This window comes from Kitasatospora sp. NPDC001132 (assembly GCF_053598415.1).
On record NZ_JBSFKF010000009.1, the window covers coordinates 133,413 to 149,730 of the forward strand.

Consider the following 16,318-nt stretch of genomic DNA (forward strand, 5'->3'; position numbering starts at 1 on the left):
TGGAGCCGAACCGCCCGCGCGCGGCACCCTTCCGGCGGGCCGCCCGCGCCGAAATACCGCGGCCATGCGCATCCTGATCGCCATCGCCGGCTCCCGGGGCGACGTGGCGCCCTTCACCGGGCTCGGCGTCCGCCTGCGGGCCGCCGGGCATCAGGTGGCCGTCGCCACGCACGGCACCTTCGCCGATTCCGTGCGGGCCGCCGGGCTGGAGTTCCGTCCCCTGCCCGTCGACCCGCGCGCCGAACTCGCCTCCGCCGCGGGCCGTAGCCCGCTGCGGGCCGGCAGCGGACCGGGGGCCGTCCTGCGGCTCCTGCGGCTCGGCAGGAGGTTCATGCCCGCCCTCGGCGACGGCATCGCCGACGCCACCGCGCTCGGCACCGACCTCCTGCTGACCACCAGCACCACCAGCGCGCTCGGGCAGGTGGCCGCCGAGGCGGCCGGCATCCCCAGCATCGGGCTGTACCTCCAACCCCTCGCCCCACCCGTGAATTCGCGCCCGCCGTCACCGGCACCCGATCGCTCGGCCGGTCCGGCAACCTGCTGGCGGGGCACGCCGTCCGGGCCGCGACCGACCAGCTGTTCGCCCCGGCCGTCCGCGGACTGCGCCGGCGACTCGGCCTGCCGCCGCTCGGCGTCGCCCGGGCCCGTCGTGACCGCCCCGTGCTGGCACGACTGGCTCTTCCCGCGCACCGCCGCCGTGGTCCACCACGCGGACGCCGGCACCACGGCCGCCGCCCTCCGCTCCGGGACGCCCACCGTGCCCGTGCCGGCCCAGCTCGACGCGCCGTTCTGGTCCGCCCCGCTGGCCCTGCTCGGGGTCTCCCCCGGCCCCGTCCCCCTGCGCTGCCCTCACCCCTGCCCGCCTCGCCTCCGCCCTGCGCCTCGCCCTCGACGACCCCCGCTACCGGGCCCGCGGCCAAGCCGTCGCCGCCGCCCTGGCCGCCGAGGACGGTGCGGCCAAGGTCCTGACCGCCGTCGAACGGGTGGCGGCAACGGCCCGGGTGACGAGTGGCAGCCGACAGCGGACGGCGAACAGCGGACGGCTGACAAATTTCAAAATCTGTCAGCCGTCCGCGGGCACCCGTCATCTGTCAGCCGCCACCCGTCATCCGCCTTCCGTCATCCGTCAGCGCCCCACTCCCTCCCGACGCCCCTCTCCCGCACACCCCGGTCAGCCCCAGGTACACCACGGCCGCCGCCGTCAGCCCGACGGCCCAGCCGTAGTCGGCGAGCGGCTTGAGGACGGGGATCAGACCGTCGGCCGGAAAGGGGCCCTGCTCGGCGCCGTCGGCGTCGAGGGCGGAGTACGAGCCGCCGACGGCCAGCACCCCGCCCACCAGCAGCGCCGCGACGGCCCGCCAGTTCCAGCCGGCCGCGTACCAGTAGGCCCCGCCCGGCCGGTACAGCTCGGCGAGCCGGAGGCGGGTGCGGCGAAGCGCCCAGTAGTCGGCGATCAGCACTCCTCCGACCGTGCCGAGCAGGCCGCCGACCACGCCCAGCCAGGTGAAGATGTACACGTGGGGGTCGGAGATCAGCCGCCACGGGAAGATCGCGATCCCGACCACTCCCGTGATCAGCGCCCCGGTCCGGAAGGTCACGAGGCGCGGCAGCAGGTTGGCCAGGTCGTAGGCGGGTGAGACGACGTTGGCGGCGATGTTCACCGACAGCGTCGCGACCAGCACGGTCAGCAGCGCGAACAGGATGCCGATCGGGTTCTCCATCTTGGCGGCCAGTTGGATCGGGTCCCACACCGGCGCCCCGTAGACCGCCTCGGAGCCCGAGGTGACCAGCACGGACAGGAAGGCGAACAGCGTCATCGTGGTCGGCAGGCCGAGTGCCTGCCCGCGGATCTGGGCCCGCTGGCTGCCGCCGAAGCGGGTGAAGTCGGGAATGTTCAGCGAGAGGGTGGACCAGAACCCGATCATGCCCATCAGAGCCGGGAAGAAGACCTTCCAGAAACCGCCGCCCCACCCCAGCCTGGACGGCTGGTCCAGCAGCGGCCCGAGCCCGCCCGCCTTGACGGTGATCCACACCAGCAGCGCGAGCGCGCCGACGATGACGAACGGCGCCGCCCAGTTCTCGAACCGCCGCAGCGCCTCCATCCCCCGCGCGATGACGGCCATCTCGATCAGCCAGAACAGCAGGAACGAGAGCCACTGCGTCCACGGGTAGCCGCCGAACTCACCGGCCGTGCGCCAGGATTCACCGAACAGCTTGCCGGCCAGCAGGAAGATGCCCTCGCCGCCGATCCAGGTCTGGATGCCGAACCAGGCACAGGCCACCGCCGCCCGCAGCAGGGCGGGCAGGTTGGCGCCGCGCAGCCCGAAGGCGACGCGGGCGAACACCGGGAACGGGATGCCGTACTTCGTTCCGGCGTGGCCGGTGAGCAGCATCGGTATGAGCACGAGGAGGTTGGCGAGCGCGATGGTCAGCACCGCCTGCTTCCAGTCCATGCCGAGCGTGACGAGGCCTGAAGCCAGCGTCCAGGACGGGATGTTGTGGGCCATGCCGACCCAGAGCGCGAGGAAGTTGTACGTGGTCCAGGTGCGCCGCGCCACCGGGACCGGCCGCAGGTCGTCGCTGGTGAAGCCGTTGGGGGGCAGTTCCCCGGCGGCCGGGTCCAGTTCGACCCGGCCGTCGGGGTGGTGCCACTGTCTTCCGCCACTGGTCGCGGTGTCGGGCATGGGCAACTCCCGTCCGCCGCGGGCGAGTCCGCGGCTGGGCTCAGATGGAGGTCACAGGCGGATTCTCGGGCAGGTTCACCAGCCGGCTCGGGATCGACACCACAGCGGGTCGCCACCGCAGCGGATCGGCACCACACCGGGTCGCCACCGCAGCGAGTCGGCACCGCAGCCGGAGGGGCATCACACGGAACATCACAGGCAGAACATCACGAACAGGGCGTCACAGGTGCGGGATGACGTCCGTCCCGTACGCGTCGATGGTCGCCTCGATGGCGTCGTGCATGGCATAGACGGCGAACTGGTCGACGCCGAGCGAGCGGAGCTCCGCCAGCCGGGCCCGCTGCGCCTCCACCGGGCCGATCAGGCAGAAGCGGTCCACGATCTCGTCGGGGACGAAGGCCGTATCGGGGTTCCCGGCCCGCCCGTGGTGACTGTAGTCGTAGCCCTGGCGGCCCTTGATGTAGTCGGTGAGCGCCTCCGGCACCAGGTCGGAGTGCTCGCCGTAGTGACTGACCAGGTCGGCCACGTGGTTGCCGACCATGCCGCCGAACCAGCGGCACTGCTCCCGGGCGTGGGCGAGCGCCTCGGGCGAGTCGTCCGCGGTGACGTAGGCGGGGGCGGCTACGCAGATGGTGATCGAGTCCGGGTCCCGGCCGGCCTCGACGGCGGCGGCCCGTACCGCCTTCACCATGAACTCCGTGAGGTAGGGGTCGGCCAACTGCAGGATGAAACCGTTTGCCTGACGTCCGGTCAGGTTCAGCGCCTTCGGCCCGTACGCCCCCATCCAGATCGGCAGGGAGGCACCGGCGCCGACCCACGGCAGGCGCATCTCGGTGCCGTCCACCTCGGCGGTGCGCCCCTCGGCCAACTCCTTGATGGCGTGCATGGCTTCGGAGAGCCGGGCGAGGGTGGCGGGGCGTCGTCCGGCGACCCGCATGGCGGAGTCGCCGCGGCCGATGCCGCAGACGGTCCGGTTTCCGTACATGTCGTTGAGCGTGGCGAACATGGAGGCGGTCACCTCCCAGGTGCGGGTGGAGGGGTTGGTGACCATCGGGCCCACGACCATCCGCTCGGTCTCCGCGAGGATCCGGCTGTAGATGACGAAGGGCTCCTGCCACAGCACGCAGGAGTCGAAGGTCCAGCCGTGGCTGAACCCGGCCCGCTCGGCGCGGATCATCCGGTCGATGAGCAGCCGGGCGGGCGGGTCGGTCTGAAGGACGAGGCCGATGTCCATGAGGGGCTCCAGGTAAGGGTTTCGACCGCCGCCGCCCGGTCGCCGGTCGGGTCGGAGCGACGAGCGCGCGGGCGGCGGCGGGTGGACGTCCAGAGCGGGAGAGGCGGGCGGACGTTCCGGACGGGAGGAACGAGAGGGGCAGGAGAGATGGAAGGGACGGGAAGCTGAGGTGGTGTCAGAGCAGGTACTGGCAGGTGTCCCGGCGCAGGAAGGTGCCGTGGCCGGCCCGGCCCAGCCAGTGGCCGCCGTCCAGCACGACGGTGCCGCGCGACATCACCGTCCGTGCCCGGCCGGTGAGTCGGCGGCCCTCGTAGGCCGAGTAGTCCACGTTCATGTGGTGGGTCGCGGCGGAGACGGTCTGCACCGCGGTGGGGTCGTAGACCACCAGGTCGGCGTCGGCGCCCGGGGCGATGGTGCCCTTGCGCGGGTGCAGGCCGAACATCCGGGCCGGGGTGGTGCAGGCGATCTCGACCCAGCGGCGCCGGCTGATGTGCCCGTCCAGCACGGCCTGGTGGAGCAGGTCCATCCGGTTCTCGACGCCCGGCAGGCCGTTGGGGATCTTCGAGAAGTCGCCCCGGCCCAGCTCCTTCTGGCCGACGAAGCAGAACGGGCAGTGGTCGGTGGAGACCACCTGGAGGTGGTTGGTGCGCAGTCCGCGCCACAGCGCGTCCTGGTGCTCGCGCGGCCTGAGCGGCGTGCTGCACACGTACTTGGCGCCCTCGAAGCCGTCGGCCCCCTCCTCGGCGAGGTTGTCGGTGGAGAGGAAGAGGTACTGGGGGCAGGTCTCGCCGAAGACGTTGAGGCCTTCGTCCCGGGCCCGGGCGAGTTCGGCGAGCGCGGCGGCGGCGGAGACGTGCACCACGTAGAGCGGGCTGCCGGCCACCTGGGCGAGCCTGATCGCCCGGTGGGTGGCCTCGGCCTCCAGCAGTTCGCGGCGGACCTCGCCGTGGTGGCGGGGGGCGGTCCTCCCGGCGGCGAGTGCCTGTTCGACCAGGACGTCGATGGCGATGCCGTTCTCCGCGTGCATCATGATCAGCCCGCCGTTGGCGGCGCCGCGCTGCATGGCGCGCAGGATGCGGCCGTCGTCGCTGTAGAACACGCCGGGGTAGGCCATGAACAGCTTGAAGGAGGTGGACTCGCCGGAGTCCACGAGGGCGTCCATCTCCTTCAGCACCGCGTCGTTGACGTCGGAGACGATGGTGTGGAAGGCGTAGTCGATCGCGCAGTTGCCCTCGGCCTTGGCGTGCCAGGTGTCCAGGCCCTCGCGCAGCGAGCCGCCGACCGGCTGGACGGCGAAGTCCACGATGGTGGTGGTGCCGCCCCAGGCGGCGGCCCGGGTACCGGTCTCGAAGGTATCGGAGGCCGCGGTGCCGCCGAACGGCAGTTCCATGTGGGTGTGGGCGTCGACGCCGCCCGGGATGACGTAGTGGCCGGTGGCGTCGATGACGGTGTCTGCGGTCCAGGCCTCGGCGGCGGAGCTTCCTGTGGCGGCGAGGGCGGCGATGCGCTCGCCCTCGATCAGGACGTCGGCGTGGAGTTCCTCGGTGGCGGTGATGACGAGGCCGCCGCGGACGACGGTGCGCTGCTGCGGGCCGCGGGCGGTCCGCACGTCGTTGGTGGTCATCGGGCTGCTCCTCACGCCTCGGCGAGCGGCCCGTAGGCGTCGGGGCGGCGGTCGCGGTAGAACGCCCACTGCTGGCGGACCTGTTCGATCAGGCCGAGGTCGAGGTCGCGGACGACGAGTTCCTCCTCCTTGTCGGAGGCGACGTCGCCGACGAACTGACCGCGCGGGTCCACGAAGTAGGAGGTGCCGTAGAAGTCGTTGTCGCCGTACTCCTCGGTGCCGACGCGGTTGATCGCGGCGACGAAGTACTCGTTGGCGACGGCGGCGGCGGGCTGTTCGAGCTGCCAGAGGTAGCCGGACAGGCCGCGGCTGGTGGCGGAGGGGTTGTAGACGATCTGCGCGCCGGCCAGGCCCAGGGCGCGCCAGCCCTCGGGGAAGTGGCGGTCGTAGCAGATGTACACCCCGACCTTGCCGACGGCGGTGTCGAACACCGGCCAGCCGAGGTTGCCGGGCTTGAAGTAGTACTTCTCCCAGAAGCCCTTGACCTGCGGGATGTGGTGCTTGCGGTACTTGCCGAGATAGCTGCCGTCGGCGTCGATGACGGCGGCGGTGTTGTAGTAGACGCCGGTCTGCTCCTCCTCGTAGACCGGGACGACCATCACCAGCCCGAGTTCGCGGGCGAGGTCCCGCATCCGGCGCACGGTCGGGCCGTCGGGAACGGCCTCGGCCCAGCGGTAGTGCTCGGCCTCCTGGACCTGACAGAAGTACGGGGAGTTGAAGACCTCCTGGAAACCGATGATCTTCGCGCCCTGGGCGGCGGCCTCGCGGGCGTACCGCTCGTGGAGCGCGATCATGCTCTCCTGGTCACCGGTCCAGCGGGTCTGGACGAGCGCGGCACGGACGATCTGCGACATGGGTACCTCCGCAACTCCGCGGCCCGGCCGTGCGGTCGGGCCTGCGGTCTGAGGGTTGACGGGGCTGGTCCGACCCGCGGTTCCGCTCGGGGAACCACTGGGTCTACGTGCGTAGAAAGCGATCTGTAGACGGTAGGCCCGGCCTCGGTGGCCTGACAATACGTCGGCTGAAACGCGTCTGGGGCGATCTTGTTGCGCGGACACGCGGACGGTCCCGGGTGGGGTGAAAAGCTGATCTACCCCGGGAGTTGCCCCCTTACTCGTTCGAGTGAAACCAGGCACTCCTGGTGCGCAATCGGCGATGGTGGGGTAAGACCCGCGTGGACGTCGTCGCGGATCACCACGAACCGTCAGTTCACCGTGGTCTCCTACGAGTTCACGGCCCGATCACGGGGGATCGGGCCGACGAAGCGGGGGTGTGGTGGTGGGGAATTCCGCGGCGGACACCGCGAGATCGGCGGAACCGACGGGCACGGCGCCCACGGCGGCGGGCGCCCCCGCGGCACGGCCGCCCGCCCTGCCCGCCTGGGCGGGTCTGCTGCTCGCCCTCGGCACGCTGCTGCCGCTCGTCCTCGGAGGGCTGCTCTTCCACCGCCAGGCACCGCCCGTACGGGACGTCGCCCTCCAGTTGGCCGGTTCCCGCACGGCAGCCGAGGCGGTGGTCGGCGGGCGGGTCGCGGACCACCTGGCCGCCCTGCGCGCCGACGGCTGGCTGATCGGCGGCTACGGGCTGACGCTGGCCGCCGCTGCGCTGCTGGGCGGGTACGTGCTCGGGCCGGCGCGCCGGCGGTCGCAGGCGTTCGCAGTCGGCGGCGCCGGGCTGCTCGCGGCCTGCTGCGACCTCGGCGAGGACGCGCTGCTGCGCGCGGGGCTCGACGGCCTCCACCCGGGCACGGGCGGCTCCGACGCCCCCTTCGCCGCCGCCACCGCGCTCGCCACCGTCAAGTGGCTGCTGCTCCTGCCCGCCGGGGTGGCCGCCGCGGGGCTGTTGCTGGTGACGGCCACCCGGGCGGTGCGCGGGCTCCGGCCGTCGCGCGTGGACGCGAAGGCCTTCGGCGCCGACTCCCCCGACCGGCCGGCACTGATCCCGCCCTGGCCGATCGCCACCCGGCACGCCGCCCCGCCACCCGCCGACGCGGCGCCGGGCGCCTGCGCCACACCCGACGCCCGGGAAGCACCCGTCCGGCACGCCCACTGGCGCGACGCCGCCCGGGTGCCGCCCGGCCGCGAGCCCGCCGAGCTCGGCTTCTGCGCCTCCGGCGGCGGCATCCGCTCCGCCTGCGTCGCGCTCGGCGCGCTCCAGTCGCTGCGGCCCTGGCTGAAACGGGCCCGCTACCTGGTCTCCGTCTCGGGCGGCGGCTACACCGTCGGCGCGCTCCAGCTCGCACTCAGCGACTCGGCCCCCGGCAGCCCGGTGCGCGCCGTCTCGGGCCTGACGGCCGACACCGTGCTGGAGCCCGGCTCCCCCGAGGAGGACCACCTCCGCCGGCACGGCAAGTACGTCGCCGACGGCGCCGGGGAATGGCTGGTCGCCCTCGGGACACTGCTGCGCGGCCTGCTGTCCGCCCTCACCCTGCTGCTGGCCGCCGTCCTGACGCTCGGCCTCGGACTCAGCCGCTTCTACCAGGCCGTGCCGCTCACCGATCCGGGCCGGCTGGCGGCGGCCGGGCTGCGCCACGCCGGGGCCGTCGCAGGGCCGTTGGAGTTCCGGGCGCCGGCGCTCGCGGCCCTCGGTGCCCTACTGGCGTCGGCGGCCGGGTGCTGGCTGCTCTGGCTGCTGGCCTTCCCGTCGCTCGGCTGGCAGGCGCTGCTGCCACGCGCGCTGCGCCGGGTCAACCTCGGCCTGCTCGGGCTGGCCGCCCTGCTGGCCGTCGGGGTGCTGGCGGTGCCGGGCCTGGCCTGGGGCGCGGTGCGGCTCCAGCAGGCCCTGGCCGCGGGACCGCAGCTGACCGGCGCGGGGCTCGGCCTGATCTTGGCGCTCAGCTACCTGGCACTGCTGCTCGGCATACTCTGGCGCGACCGCCGGGTGCCCGGCCGGGGTGCCGGCGCACCGGGCGCGGCGGGCCGCGGCGCGGTCCGGCCCCGCGGCGTCCGCTCCGCCAGCCTCCCCCAGACCCTCGTGGTGTGGTCCGCCCTCCTGGCGCTGACGGCGGGTGCCCTGCTGGCCCTCGGCTGGGCGGTCGCCACCGGGTACGCCTGGCCGGCCGCCGTCCAGGTGATGCTGCCGCTGCTGCTCGTCGCGGTCGGGCTGAACCTCGACCAGACCTGGATGAGCCTGCACCCGTTCTACCGGCTGCGGCTGGCCTCGGCGTTCGCGGTCCGGCGGGTCACCGAGGGCGGCCGTTCGCTGGCCCGCCCGTACCACTTCTTCCGGGAGCAGACCTGGCTGAGCCACTACGGCGCCCGGCGCCCCGACTTCCCGCAGGTGATCTTCTCGGCGGCAGCCAACCTGTCCGGCAACTCCCGCACGCCACCGGGTCGTCCGGCGGTCTCCTTCTCGCTCTCGTACGACTACGTGGGCGGTCCGGACGTCGGGTACGCGCGTACCGACCTGCTCGAGCGGCGCACCCGTCCGCACATCGCCAGGGACCTCACCGTGCAGTCGGCGATGGCCGTCTCCGGCGCGGCCTTCTCCTCCGCGATGGGACGGGAATCCCGGGTCTACCAACGGCTGTTCGCGGTCACCAACGCGCGTCTCGGCACCTGGCTGCCCAACCCCGCGGTGCTCGGTCCGGACTGGTCCGGGCCGCCGGACTGGCGCCGCTCCGCGCAGCCCGCCGTCCGCCGCCTTCCGTACCAACTGCGGGAGCTGATCGGGCGGTTCCCGGCCGACGACCGCTTCCTGCTCACCACCGACGGCGGCCACTACGAGAACCTCGGGCTGGTCGAGCTGCTGCGGCACCGGGTGCGCACCGCGGTCTGCATCGACGCCAGCGGGGACGCCGGCTACGCCACCAACCTGGCCGCCGCGATCACCCTGGCCCGTGAGGAGCTGGGTGTCGCCATCACCCTGCACGAGCCCGAGCTGCTGATCCCGGGCAGCGCCGCCGACCGGCCCGCCGAGGGTGGCGTCGCGCACGACGGCGCGCACGACGGCCCCGACGGTGGCCCGGACACCGGTTCGGACAGCGGTTCGGACGGCGGCCCGGGCTCCGGTGCGGTCGGCCGCACGGGCCGCCGACCGCCGCTGCGCGGGCTGGCGGCGCAGCTGTCCGCCAGGCTCTCGGCCCGGGCGGTGGTCACCGGGGACATCCACTACCCCGACCTGGGCGAGGGCCCCGGGGCCGTCCGGCACGGCCGACTGATCGTCCTCCAGGCGGTGCTGACACCCGACATGCCGTACGAGCTGCACGCCTACGCGATGGCGAACCGGGCCTTCCCGAACGACCGCACCAGCGACCAGTGGTTCGACCACCAGCAGTTCGACGCCTACCAGACGCTCGGCCGCCACTTGGGCGAACAGGCCGCACCGCTGCTCGAGCGGGCCCTGGCCGGCCCCGCGCCGGGCAGCACCGCCGGGTCGCTGCCCGCGCAGCCGGCGGGTGACGCCGTGCCGGCACCGTCGGCCACTGCCCCGCCGGCGCCGCGCGGCCGGGCCGAGGGGTAGCGGCCGACGGGTTGTCGACATGTGGTCGAGGGGCGGTCCGCGGGTGGCCGAGGGGACCGCCCGGCACCGGCGGTGACCGGCGGCGGGCCGTCGGCTCGGCTTGACTTCGTCCGCTTCGCTCGGGAAGGATCCGGCGCATGGAATCCGGCACCACTCTGGTCTGCCGCCTGCACGTCGATCTGCGACGCCAGGCGAGTTCCATCTGTGCCTGTTGACCTTGCTCTTCCCCGCCGGTCCCGCCCTGTGACGTCTGCCAGGGCCCGTGCCGCGCGATCGCACCCGCAGTCCTGACTTCCGCCTCCGTCCCGGCGCACCCGTGCGTGGCCGGCCGCTCCGTCGGCCCGCGCCCGTCCACGGCGGCCGGATGGCGGGCGCATCCCACCGACGTTCCCCGCCGCATCCGAGGACGCCCCCCATGAGCCTGAGCCCGAGCATCAGCCCCGACGCCCGACCCGCTGCCGGCCCCGGTCCCGACTCCGCCACCGCCCCCGGCACCGCCCCCGTCCATCGCGCCGGCACCGGCACGGGCACCGCGCGCCCCGCCGACAACGCGGGCAAGGCTGGCAACGCGGGCACCGCGAGCACCGCCGCCAACCCCGAGCCGCCACCGACGCCGCCAACCGAGTCCACCCCCGCGCCGCTCACCCCCGGCACCCTGCGGACCATCGTCCGCGAGCTGGCCGAGCGCCCCGAGGAGTGGATCCACCACGTCCGCCTCTCCACCGAGGAGCGCTGGTACCGGCGGCTGGCCGTCGACGGGGCCCACGAGGTGTGGCTGATCAGCTGGTTGCCCGGCCAGTCCACCGGTTTCCACGACCACGGCGGCTCGCGCGGCGCGTTCACCGTCGCCCTCGGCGAGTTGGAGGAGCTGTCCCTCGGCGGCCCGGACCAGGGCCTGCTGATCCGGAGGATCCCGGCCGGCACCACCCGCGCCTTCGGCCCCGAGTACGTGCACGACGTGCGCAACACCGCCGTCGGCCCGGCCGTCACCCTGCACGCCTACTCGCCGCCACTGAGCTCGATGGCGCACTACGACCTGCGGGCCGGCGGGCTCGTCCGCACCTCCGAGGAAGGACCCGAACAGTGGTGACCACGATCGACGACCTGGTGGAGCGGGCCCGGGAGGGCGTCCACCGGCCACGCGCCCGGGAGGCGTACCAGGCCCAGCTGGACGGCGCGCTGCTGGTGGACATCCGTCCGGCGGCGCAGCGGGCGGCCGAGGGGGAGATCCCCGGCTCGCTGATCATCGAGCGCAACGTGCTGGAGTGGCGGCTCGATCCGACGGGCAGTCACCGGATTCCCGAGGCCTCGGGCTACGACGTCGAGGTGATCGTGGTCTGCTCCGAGGGCTACGCCTCCAGCCTGGCCGCCGCCTCCCTGCGTGAGCTGGGGCTCCATCGGGCGACCGACCTGGACGGTGGTTTCGTCGGCTGGGCGGCCAGCGGCCTGCCGACCCGTCAGGGCGGCTGAGCGCGCGGGCGCACCGCGTGCCGGGGCGGTAAATCAAGGACAGGAGATGATGCAGGTCATAGTCTGATCAGAGTTTCCGCCGGTCCAAAGCTGGGCAGCTACGCGGGCGGAAGTACGCCTGGGCGCTAGAAACTGCCGTCACCGAACGACCCGACCGAACGACCGAACGACCCAGGCGCCACCTCCCCGGGGCGCCCTGACGAGGAAACTCCACGTGATCAGATTCGAGGGCGCGGGAAAGCGCCACCCCGACGGCACCGTCGCCGTCGAGGGCCTGGACCTGGAGGTCCCGACCGGTCGGATAACCGTCCTGGTCGGGCCTTCCGGCTGCGGGAAGACCACCCTGCTGCGCATGGTCAACCGGATGGTCGAGCCCACCTCCGGCCGGGTCCTGCTGGACGACACGGACGTCGCGAAGCTGGAACCCGCCAAGCTGCGCCGTGGCATCGGCTACGTGATCCAGCAGGCCGGGCTCTTCCCGCACCGCAAGGTGATCGACAACATCGCCACCGTCCCCTACCTGCTCGGCTGGGACCGCAAGAAGGCCCGCGCCCGCGCCGTCGAACTGCTCGAACTGGTCGGACTCGCACCGGAAACCGCCAAGCGGTACCCGTTCCAGCTGTCCGGCGGCCAGCAGCAGCGCGTCGGCGTGGCGCGCGCGCTGGCCGCCGACCCACCGGTGCTGCTGATGGACGAACCGTTCAGCGCGGTCGACCCGGTGGTGCGGGCCGGGCTCCAGGAGGAACTGCTGCGGCTCCAGTCCGAGCTGCACAAGACGGTGCTGTTCGTCACCCACGACATCGAGGAGGCCGTCCGGCTCGGCGACCAGGTGGTGGTGCTCCGCGAGCACGGCCGGATCGCCCAGCTGGCCGACCCGCACACCCTGCTCACCACCCCCGCCGACGACGGCGTGGCCGCCTTCCTCGGGCGCGACCGGGGCCTGCGCGGCCTCGGGCTGCGCCCCGCGAAAACCGTCGAGCTCCGCCCCGTGGACGGAGGACTCCGCTACGGCGGCTGGGAGTTGACGCTGGACGACGAACGCCGCCCGATCGGCTGGATCGACCGCGACGCCGTCACCGCCGAACTGCACCCGCCGGCGGTCTTCCGCCCGGACACCGACACCCTGCGCACCGCGCTGGACGCCGCCGTCCTCTCCCCCGCCGGGGTCGCGGTCGCGCTGGACGCCGACGGCCGGGTCACCGGTACGGCGAGCCGCGACGCCGTCCTCGCCGCGCTGCGGCCCGACGGCTCCGCCTCCGGCTCTGGCTCCGGCTCGTCTGAGGCCGGCCGGGGCGTCCGCGTCGACAAGTCCCCGGCCGGCGCCGGAAGCCGGCGGAACGACACGGGTGGACAGCACGACGCGGCGGGCGCGGACGGAGTCGACGGTGGACGATGAACCGATCGTCCGCTGGTACTGGATCGGCGACCACCTCGGCTACCTCGGCGACCTGCTCGCCGACCACGCCCTGATCGCCCTCGTCCCCGTGCTCATCGGCCTGCTGCTGGCCGTCCCGCTCGGCCTGGCCTGCGCCCGCTACCCCCGGCTGTACCAGCCGCTGTCCGCCGTGTTCAACATCGTCTACGCGCTGCCCTCGCTGGCCGTGTTCGTGGTGCTGATCCCGTACACCGGCCTCGCCACCCAGGCGACCGTGATGATCCCGCTCACCTTCTACGCCCTCGCCGTGCTGCTGCCGACCACCGTGGACGGGCTGCGCGCCGTCCCGGACCCCGTCCGGCAGGCCGCCACCGCGATGGGGTACGGGCCGTGGCACCGGCTGACCTCGGTCGAGCTCCCGGCCGCCGTGCCGTACCTGATCGCCGGACTGCGGGTGGCGGCGGTGTCCAGCATCTCGCTGGCGAGCGTCGGCGCACTGGTCGGTCGCGGCGGACTCGGGTACCTGTTCGTCGACGGCTTCCAGCGCACCTTCCCGACACCGATCGTGGCCGGCATCGTGCTGATCGCCGTCCTGGCCCTGGCCGTCGATCTGCTGCTGGTGGCCGCCCGACGGCTGCTCGCGCCGTGGGCCGTCCGGGAGAAGGGAGCCGGCTCGTGAACTGGCTGAACTGGCTGAGCGACTTCTTCACCGCTCCGAACCACCTCAGCGGGCCGGACTCGATCGTGCACCGGGTCGCCGAGCACCTGGTGCTCTCCGGCGAGGCCCTGCTGTTCGCGGCGCTGCTCGCCGTCCCGCTCGGGCTGCTGATCGGCTACACCGGGCGCGGCGTCACCGCGGTGACCGCGCTCGCGGGCGCCGCCCGCGCCCTGCCCACCCTCGGCCTGGTGACGCTGGCGGTGCTGCTCGCCGGGGTCGGCGACACCGCCGTGCTGGTCCCGCTGGTCGCGCTCGCCGCACCGCCACTGCTGGTGGCCGCCGTCGAGGGGGTGCGCGGCACCGATCCGGACGTCCGGGACGCCGCGCGCGGCATCGGGCTGACCCATCCCCAGGTGCTGCGGCAGGTCTGCCTGCCCTCGGCAGCGCCGACCCTGCTGGCGGGCTTCCGCACCGCGACCGTGCAGGTCATCGCGACCGCCACGGTGGCCGCCTACGTCGGCCTGGGCGGTCTCGGCCGCTACGTCATCGACGGGCTGGCGACCCGCCAGTACGCGGTGACCGTGGGCGGCGCGCTGCTGGTGGTGCTGCTCGCGGTCGCCGCCCAGCTGTTCTTCGCGCTGCTCGCCCGGTTCGCGCTCCCGGCCGGGGTGCGTGCCCAGCAGCAGCCCAACTGACCCCGTCCGCCCTCCTCTCCAACTCCGGAAGGACATCTGTCACCATGTCGACAATCAACCGAAGCCGCCGCGTCGCCGCCATCGGTGCCCTCGCCGCGCTCGCCCTCGGCGCCACCGCCTGCGGTTCCTCCGGCGGCAACCCGCTCGACGGGGGCGCGGGCGCCTCGGCCTCGGCGGGCGGCTCGGGCGGCTCGGACGGCTCGGGCGGTTCCGGGTCGACCGTCGTCGTCGGCTCGGCGAACTTCCCGGAGAACGTCCTGCTCGGATCGATCTACTCGCAGGCACTCAAGGCCAAGGGCGTCAAGGTCCAGGAGAAGTTCAACATCGGCAGCCGCGAGGTGCTCTACGGGCAGTTGCAGAGCGGCAACCTGACCGTCCTGCCGGAGTACAACGGCTCGCTGCTCGCCTACCTGGACGCCAAGTCCACCGCCGTCACCACCCAGGACGTGAACGCGGCGCTCACCAAGACGCTGCCGGCCTCGCTGGGAATCCTCGAGTCCTCCCCGGCCGAGGACAAGGACTCGCTCAGCGTCACCCAGGAGACCGCCGACAAGGACAACCTCAAGAGCATCGCCGACCTCGCCGCCAAGGGCGGCGAGTTCACCATCGGCGGGCCGCCGGAGTTCAAGAACCGCCGCGAGCAGCAGCTCAAGGACGTCTACGGGCTGACCTTCAAGGAGTGGAAGCCCACAGCCGACACCACCGCGAACGCACTGAAGGACGGCAGCATCCAGGTCGGCAACGTGTTCACCACCGACCCGAAGATCGCCCAGTACAAGCTCGTCCCGCTGGCCGACCCGAAGAACATCTTCGGCGCACAGAACGTCACCCCGCTGGTCCACAAGGCGGGCGTGGACGGGACCGCGACGGCGGCGCTCAACGCGGTGTCGGCCAAGCTCGACACGGCCGGGCTGATGGCGCTGATGAAGCGCGTGTCGGTGGACAAGGAGGACCCGTCGGCCGTCGCCAAGGACTGGCTGAAGGTTAACGGCCTCGGCTGACGACTGACGGCTGGTCGGCAGGGCCGGCGGTCCGGCCTGCGGCAGGCGGTCGGCAGGTCGACCGGCAGGCGGGCGCGGCCCGCGGCGGCCCCGGAGGAGCTTCCTCCGGGGCCGCCGCGCTGTCGCTCCGGAGATCGCCCTCCGGCCTTCGGGGGACCTTCCCTTCCACGCCGCGAACATGACAGTCTGGGCGCCATGCGCACTCGTCTCCTCGCCGCCACCCTCACGGCACTCGCCGCGGTGAGCCTCGCTGCCTGCTCCAGCTCCGGATCGGGCTCAGGCTCGGGCTCGGACAAGGCCACCTCCGCGGCCGGCTCCCCCACCGCCGCCGCCTCGGCCGCCGCGCCGTCCGACGCCGCCACCACGCCCGCGGCCCCCGCGCCCGACTCGACCGCCCCCACGGCCGACGGCGCCACCGGCGCGCCCGCCCCCGACGGCGGCGCCTCGGGAGCCCCCGCACCGGCCAAGCCCGCGCCGCCCGCCGACGCCGGACTGCCCGCCAAGCCGGGCACCGACCTGACGGCCAAGCTGGTCTCCGCCCTGGACGCGATCGACCCGGCGATCGTCGACGGCAAGCCGGACCAGGCCGTGGACCGGGCGCGCAACCAGTGCCAGTCGATCTACCAGTTCCCCAAGGACAAGCAGAAGTTGACCGAGCTGGCCAACCAGCGCTTCACCTCGGCCGCACACCCGCAGGGTTTCGGACCGGACACCGCCGCGAAGATCAACGAAGCGCTGCTCGCCACGCTCTGCCCGCCGGGCCGCTGATCCGGACGGCGGCCCCGCCCGCTGCCCGTCGACCCGGGGGTCCGCATGTCCACGGATCCCCGACACCATGAACCGCCCGGCGTCCTGAGCGCCGGGCCGCCGTGGCCGCGCCCCCTCGCCGGGTGCGCGGCCACGGCTTTCTCGTTTCCGGCGCCTCCCGTCGCCATCGGCCTCCCGACCGCCCCGGGCCGCCAGAGCGCCCCCTTCCTTCGCACGGACCGTCCGCTGACGAACTGTTAGGTCTCTTGACAGACCAGTGGTCTAGTCCAAACATAAGCATGTCGATCCGACCGGGATGCACTGTGGGGGTGTGACCACCGGCGGCTGAGGCACTGCCCTGCCATGCAC

At 73.4% G+C, this 16,318-nt stretch carries 14 protein-coding genes and 1 pseudogene; 10 read left to right on the forward strand and 5 right to left on the reverse strand.

Going from position 1 to position 16,318, the window contains the following annotated elements; translation table 11 throughout:
* Positions 1-64: 64 nt before the first annotated feature.
* A pseudogene (locus tag ACWDBE_RS15135) lies at positions 65-178 on the forward strand (glycosyltransferase); the annotation flags it as partial.
* Here the strand turns inward: ACWDBE_RS15135 and ACWDBE_RS15140 are convergent.
* The 5 genes from ACWDBE_RS15140 to ACWDBE_RS15160 all read right to left on the reverse strand — a co-directional run bounded on the left by ACWDBE_RS15140 (position 151) and on the right by ACWDBE_RS15160 (position 6,396).
* Positions 151-453, reverse strand: a complete 303-nt coding sequence (locus tag ACWDBE_RS15140) for a hypothetical protein (RefSeq protein WP_449808306.1) — start codon at positions 451-453, stop codon at positions 151-153. The pseudogene ACWDBE_RS15135 and the gene ACWDBE_RS15140 overlap by 28 nt on opposite strands.
* Positions 454-1,091: 638 nt before the next feature.
* Positions 1,092-2,684, reverse strand: a complete 1,593-nt coding sequence (locus ACWDBE_RS15145) for an NCS1 family nucleobase:cation symporter-1 (RefSeq protein WP_449808222.1) — start codon at positions 2,682-2,684, stop codon at positions 1,092-1,094.
* Positions 2,685-2,904: 220 nt separating this feature from the next.
* Positions 2,905-3,918: a TIGR03842 family LLM class F420-dependent oxidoreductase gene (locus ACWDBE_RS15150; RefSeq protein ID WP_449808223.1), complete on the reverse strand. Its 1,014-nt coding sequence runs from the start codon at positions 3,916-3,918 to the stop codon at positions 2,905-2,907.
* A gap of 175 nt (positions 3,919-4,093) precedes the next feature.
* Positions 4,094-5,542 (reverse strand): dihydropyrimidinase, encoded by a 1,449-nt coding sequence (hydA, locus tag ACWDBE_RS15155; protein ID WP_449808224.1) that lies wholly within the window; start codon positions 5,540-5,542, stop codon positions 4,094-4,096.
* Positions 5,543-5,553: 11 nt separating this feature from the next.
* Positions 5,554-6,396, reverse strand: a complete 843-nt coding sequence (locus tag ACWDBE_RS15160; protein WP_392871972.1) for a nitrilase-related carbon-nitrogen hydrolase — start codon at positions 6,394-6,396, stop codon at positions 5,554-5,556.
* Between the two features lie 424 nt (positions 6,397-6,820).
* Here ACWDBE_RS15160 and ACWDBE_RS15165 point away from each other — a divergent pair, with 424 nt between their 5' ends.
* The 9 genes from ACWDBE_RS15165 (at position 6,821) to ACWDBE_RS15205 (ending at position 15,970) form a co-directional block, all read left to right on the forward strand.
* Complete coding sequence (locus ACWDBE_RS15165) at positions 6,821-10,003, forward strand: hypothetical protein (protein WP_449808225.1); 3,183 nt, start codon at positions 6,821-6,823, stop codon at positions 10,001-10,003.
* A gap of 137 nt (positions 10,004-10,140) precedes the next feature.
* Positions 10,141-10,218, forward strand: a complete 78-nt coding sequence (locus ACWDBE_RS15170; protein ID WP_350736542.1) for a putative leader peptide — start codon at positions 10,141-10,143, stop codon at positions 10,216-10,218.
* A 200-nt stretch (positions 10,219-10,418) separates the two neighbouring features.
* Positions 10,419-11,093 carry a cysteine dioxygenase gene (locus tag ACWDBE_RS15175; protein WP_449808226.1) on the forward strand — a complete coding sequence of 225 codons (675 nt, stop codon included), beginning with the start codon at positions 10,419-10,421 and terminating at the stop codon, positions 11,091-11,093.
* Positions 11,087-11,473 carry a rhodanese-like domain-containing protein gene (locus ACWDBE_RS15180; protein ID WP_360251340.1) on the forward strand — a complete coding sequence of 129 codons (387 nt, stop codon included), beginning with the start codon at positions 11,087-11,089 and terminating at the stop codon, positions 11,471-11,473. Before ACWDBE_RS15175 ends, ACWDBE_RS15180 begins: the two co-directional genes overlap by 7 nt.
* 214 nt (positions 11,474-11,687) lie before the next feature.
* Positions 11,688-12,869 (forward strand): ABC transporter ATP-binding protein, encoded by a 1,182-nt coding sequence (locus tag ACWDBE_RS15185; protein ID WP_449791661.1) that lies wholly within the window; start codon positions 11,688-11,690, stop codon positions 12,867-12,869.
* Positions 12,859-13,527, forward strand: coding sequence for an ABC transporter permease (locus ACWDBE_RS15190; protein ID WP_449791662.1), 669 nt, complete (start codon positions 12,859-12,861; stop codon positions 13,525-13,527). The genes ACWDBE_RS15185 and ACWDBE_RS15190 overlap by 11 nt, the downstream gene beginning before the upstream one ends.
* Positions 13,524-14,201 (forward strand): ABC transporter permease, encoded by a 678-nt coding sequence (locus tag ACWDBE_RS15195; protein ID WP_449791663.1) that lies wholly within the window; start codon positions 13,524-13,526, stop codon positions 14,199-14,201. Before ACWDBE_RS15190 ends, ACWDBE_RS15195 begins: the two co-directional genes overlap by 4 nt.
* Before the next feature lie 44 nt (positions 14,202-14,245).
* A complete protein-coding gene (locus ACWDBE_RS15200) occupies positions 14,246-15,202 on the forward strand; it encodes an ABC transporter substrate-binding protein (protein ID WP_449808227.1) in 957 nt (318 codons plus the stop codon).
* Between the two features lie 195 nt (positions 15,203-15,397).
* Complete coding sequence (locus ACWDBE_RS15205; RefSeq protein WP_449808228.1) at positions 15,398-15,970, forward strand: hypothetical protein; 573 nt, start codon at positions 15,398-15,400, stop codon at positions 15,968-15,970.
* Positions 15,971-16,318 lie beyond the last annotated feature (348 nt).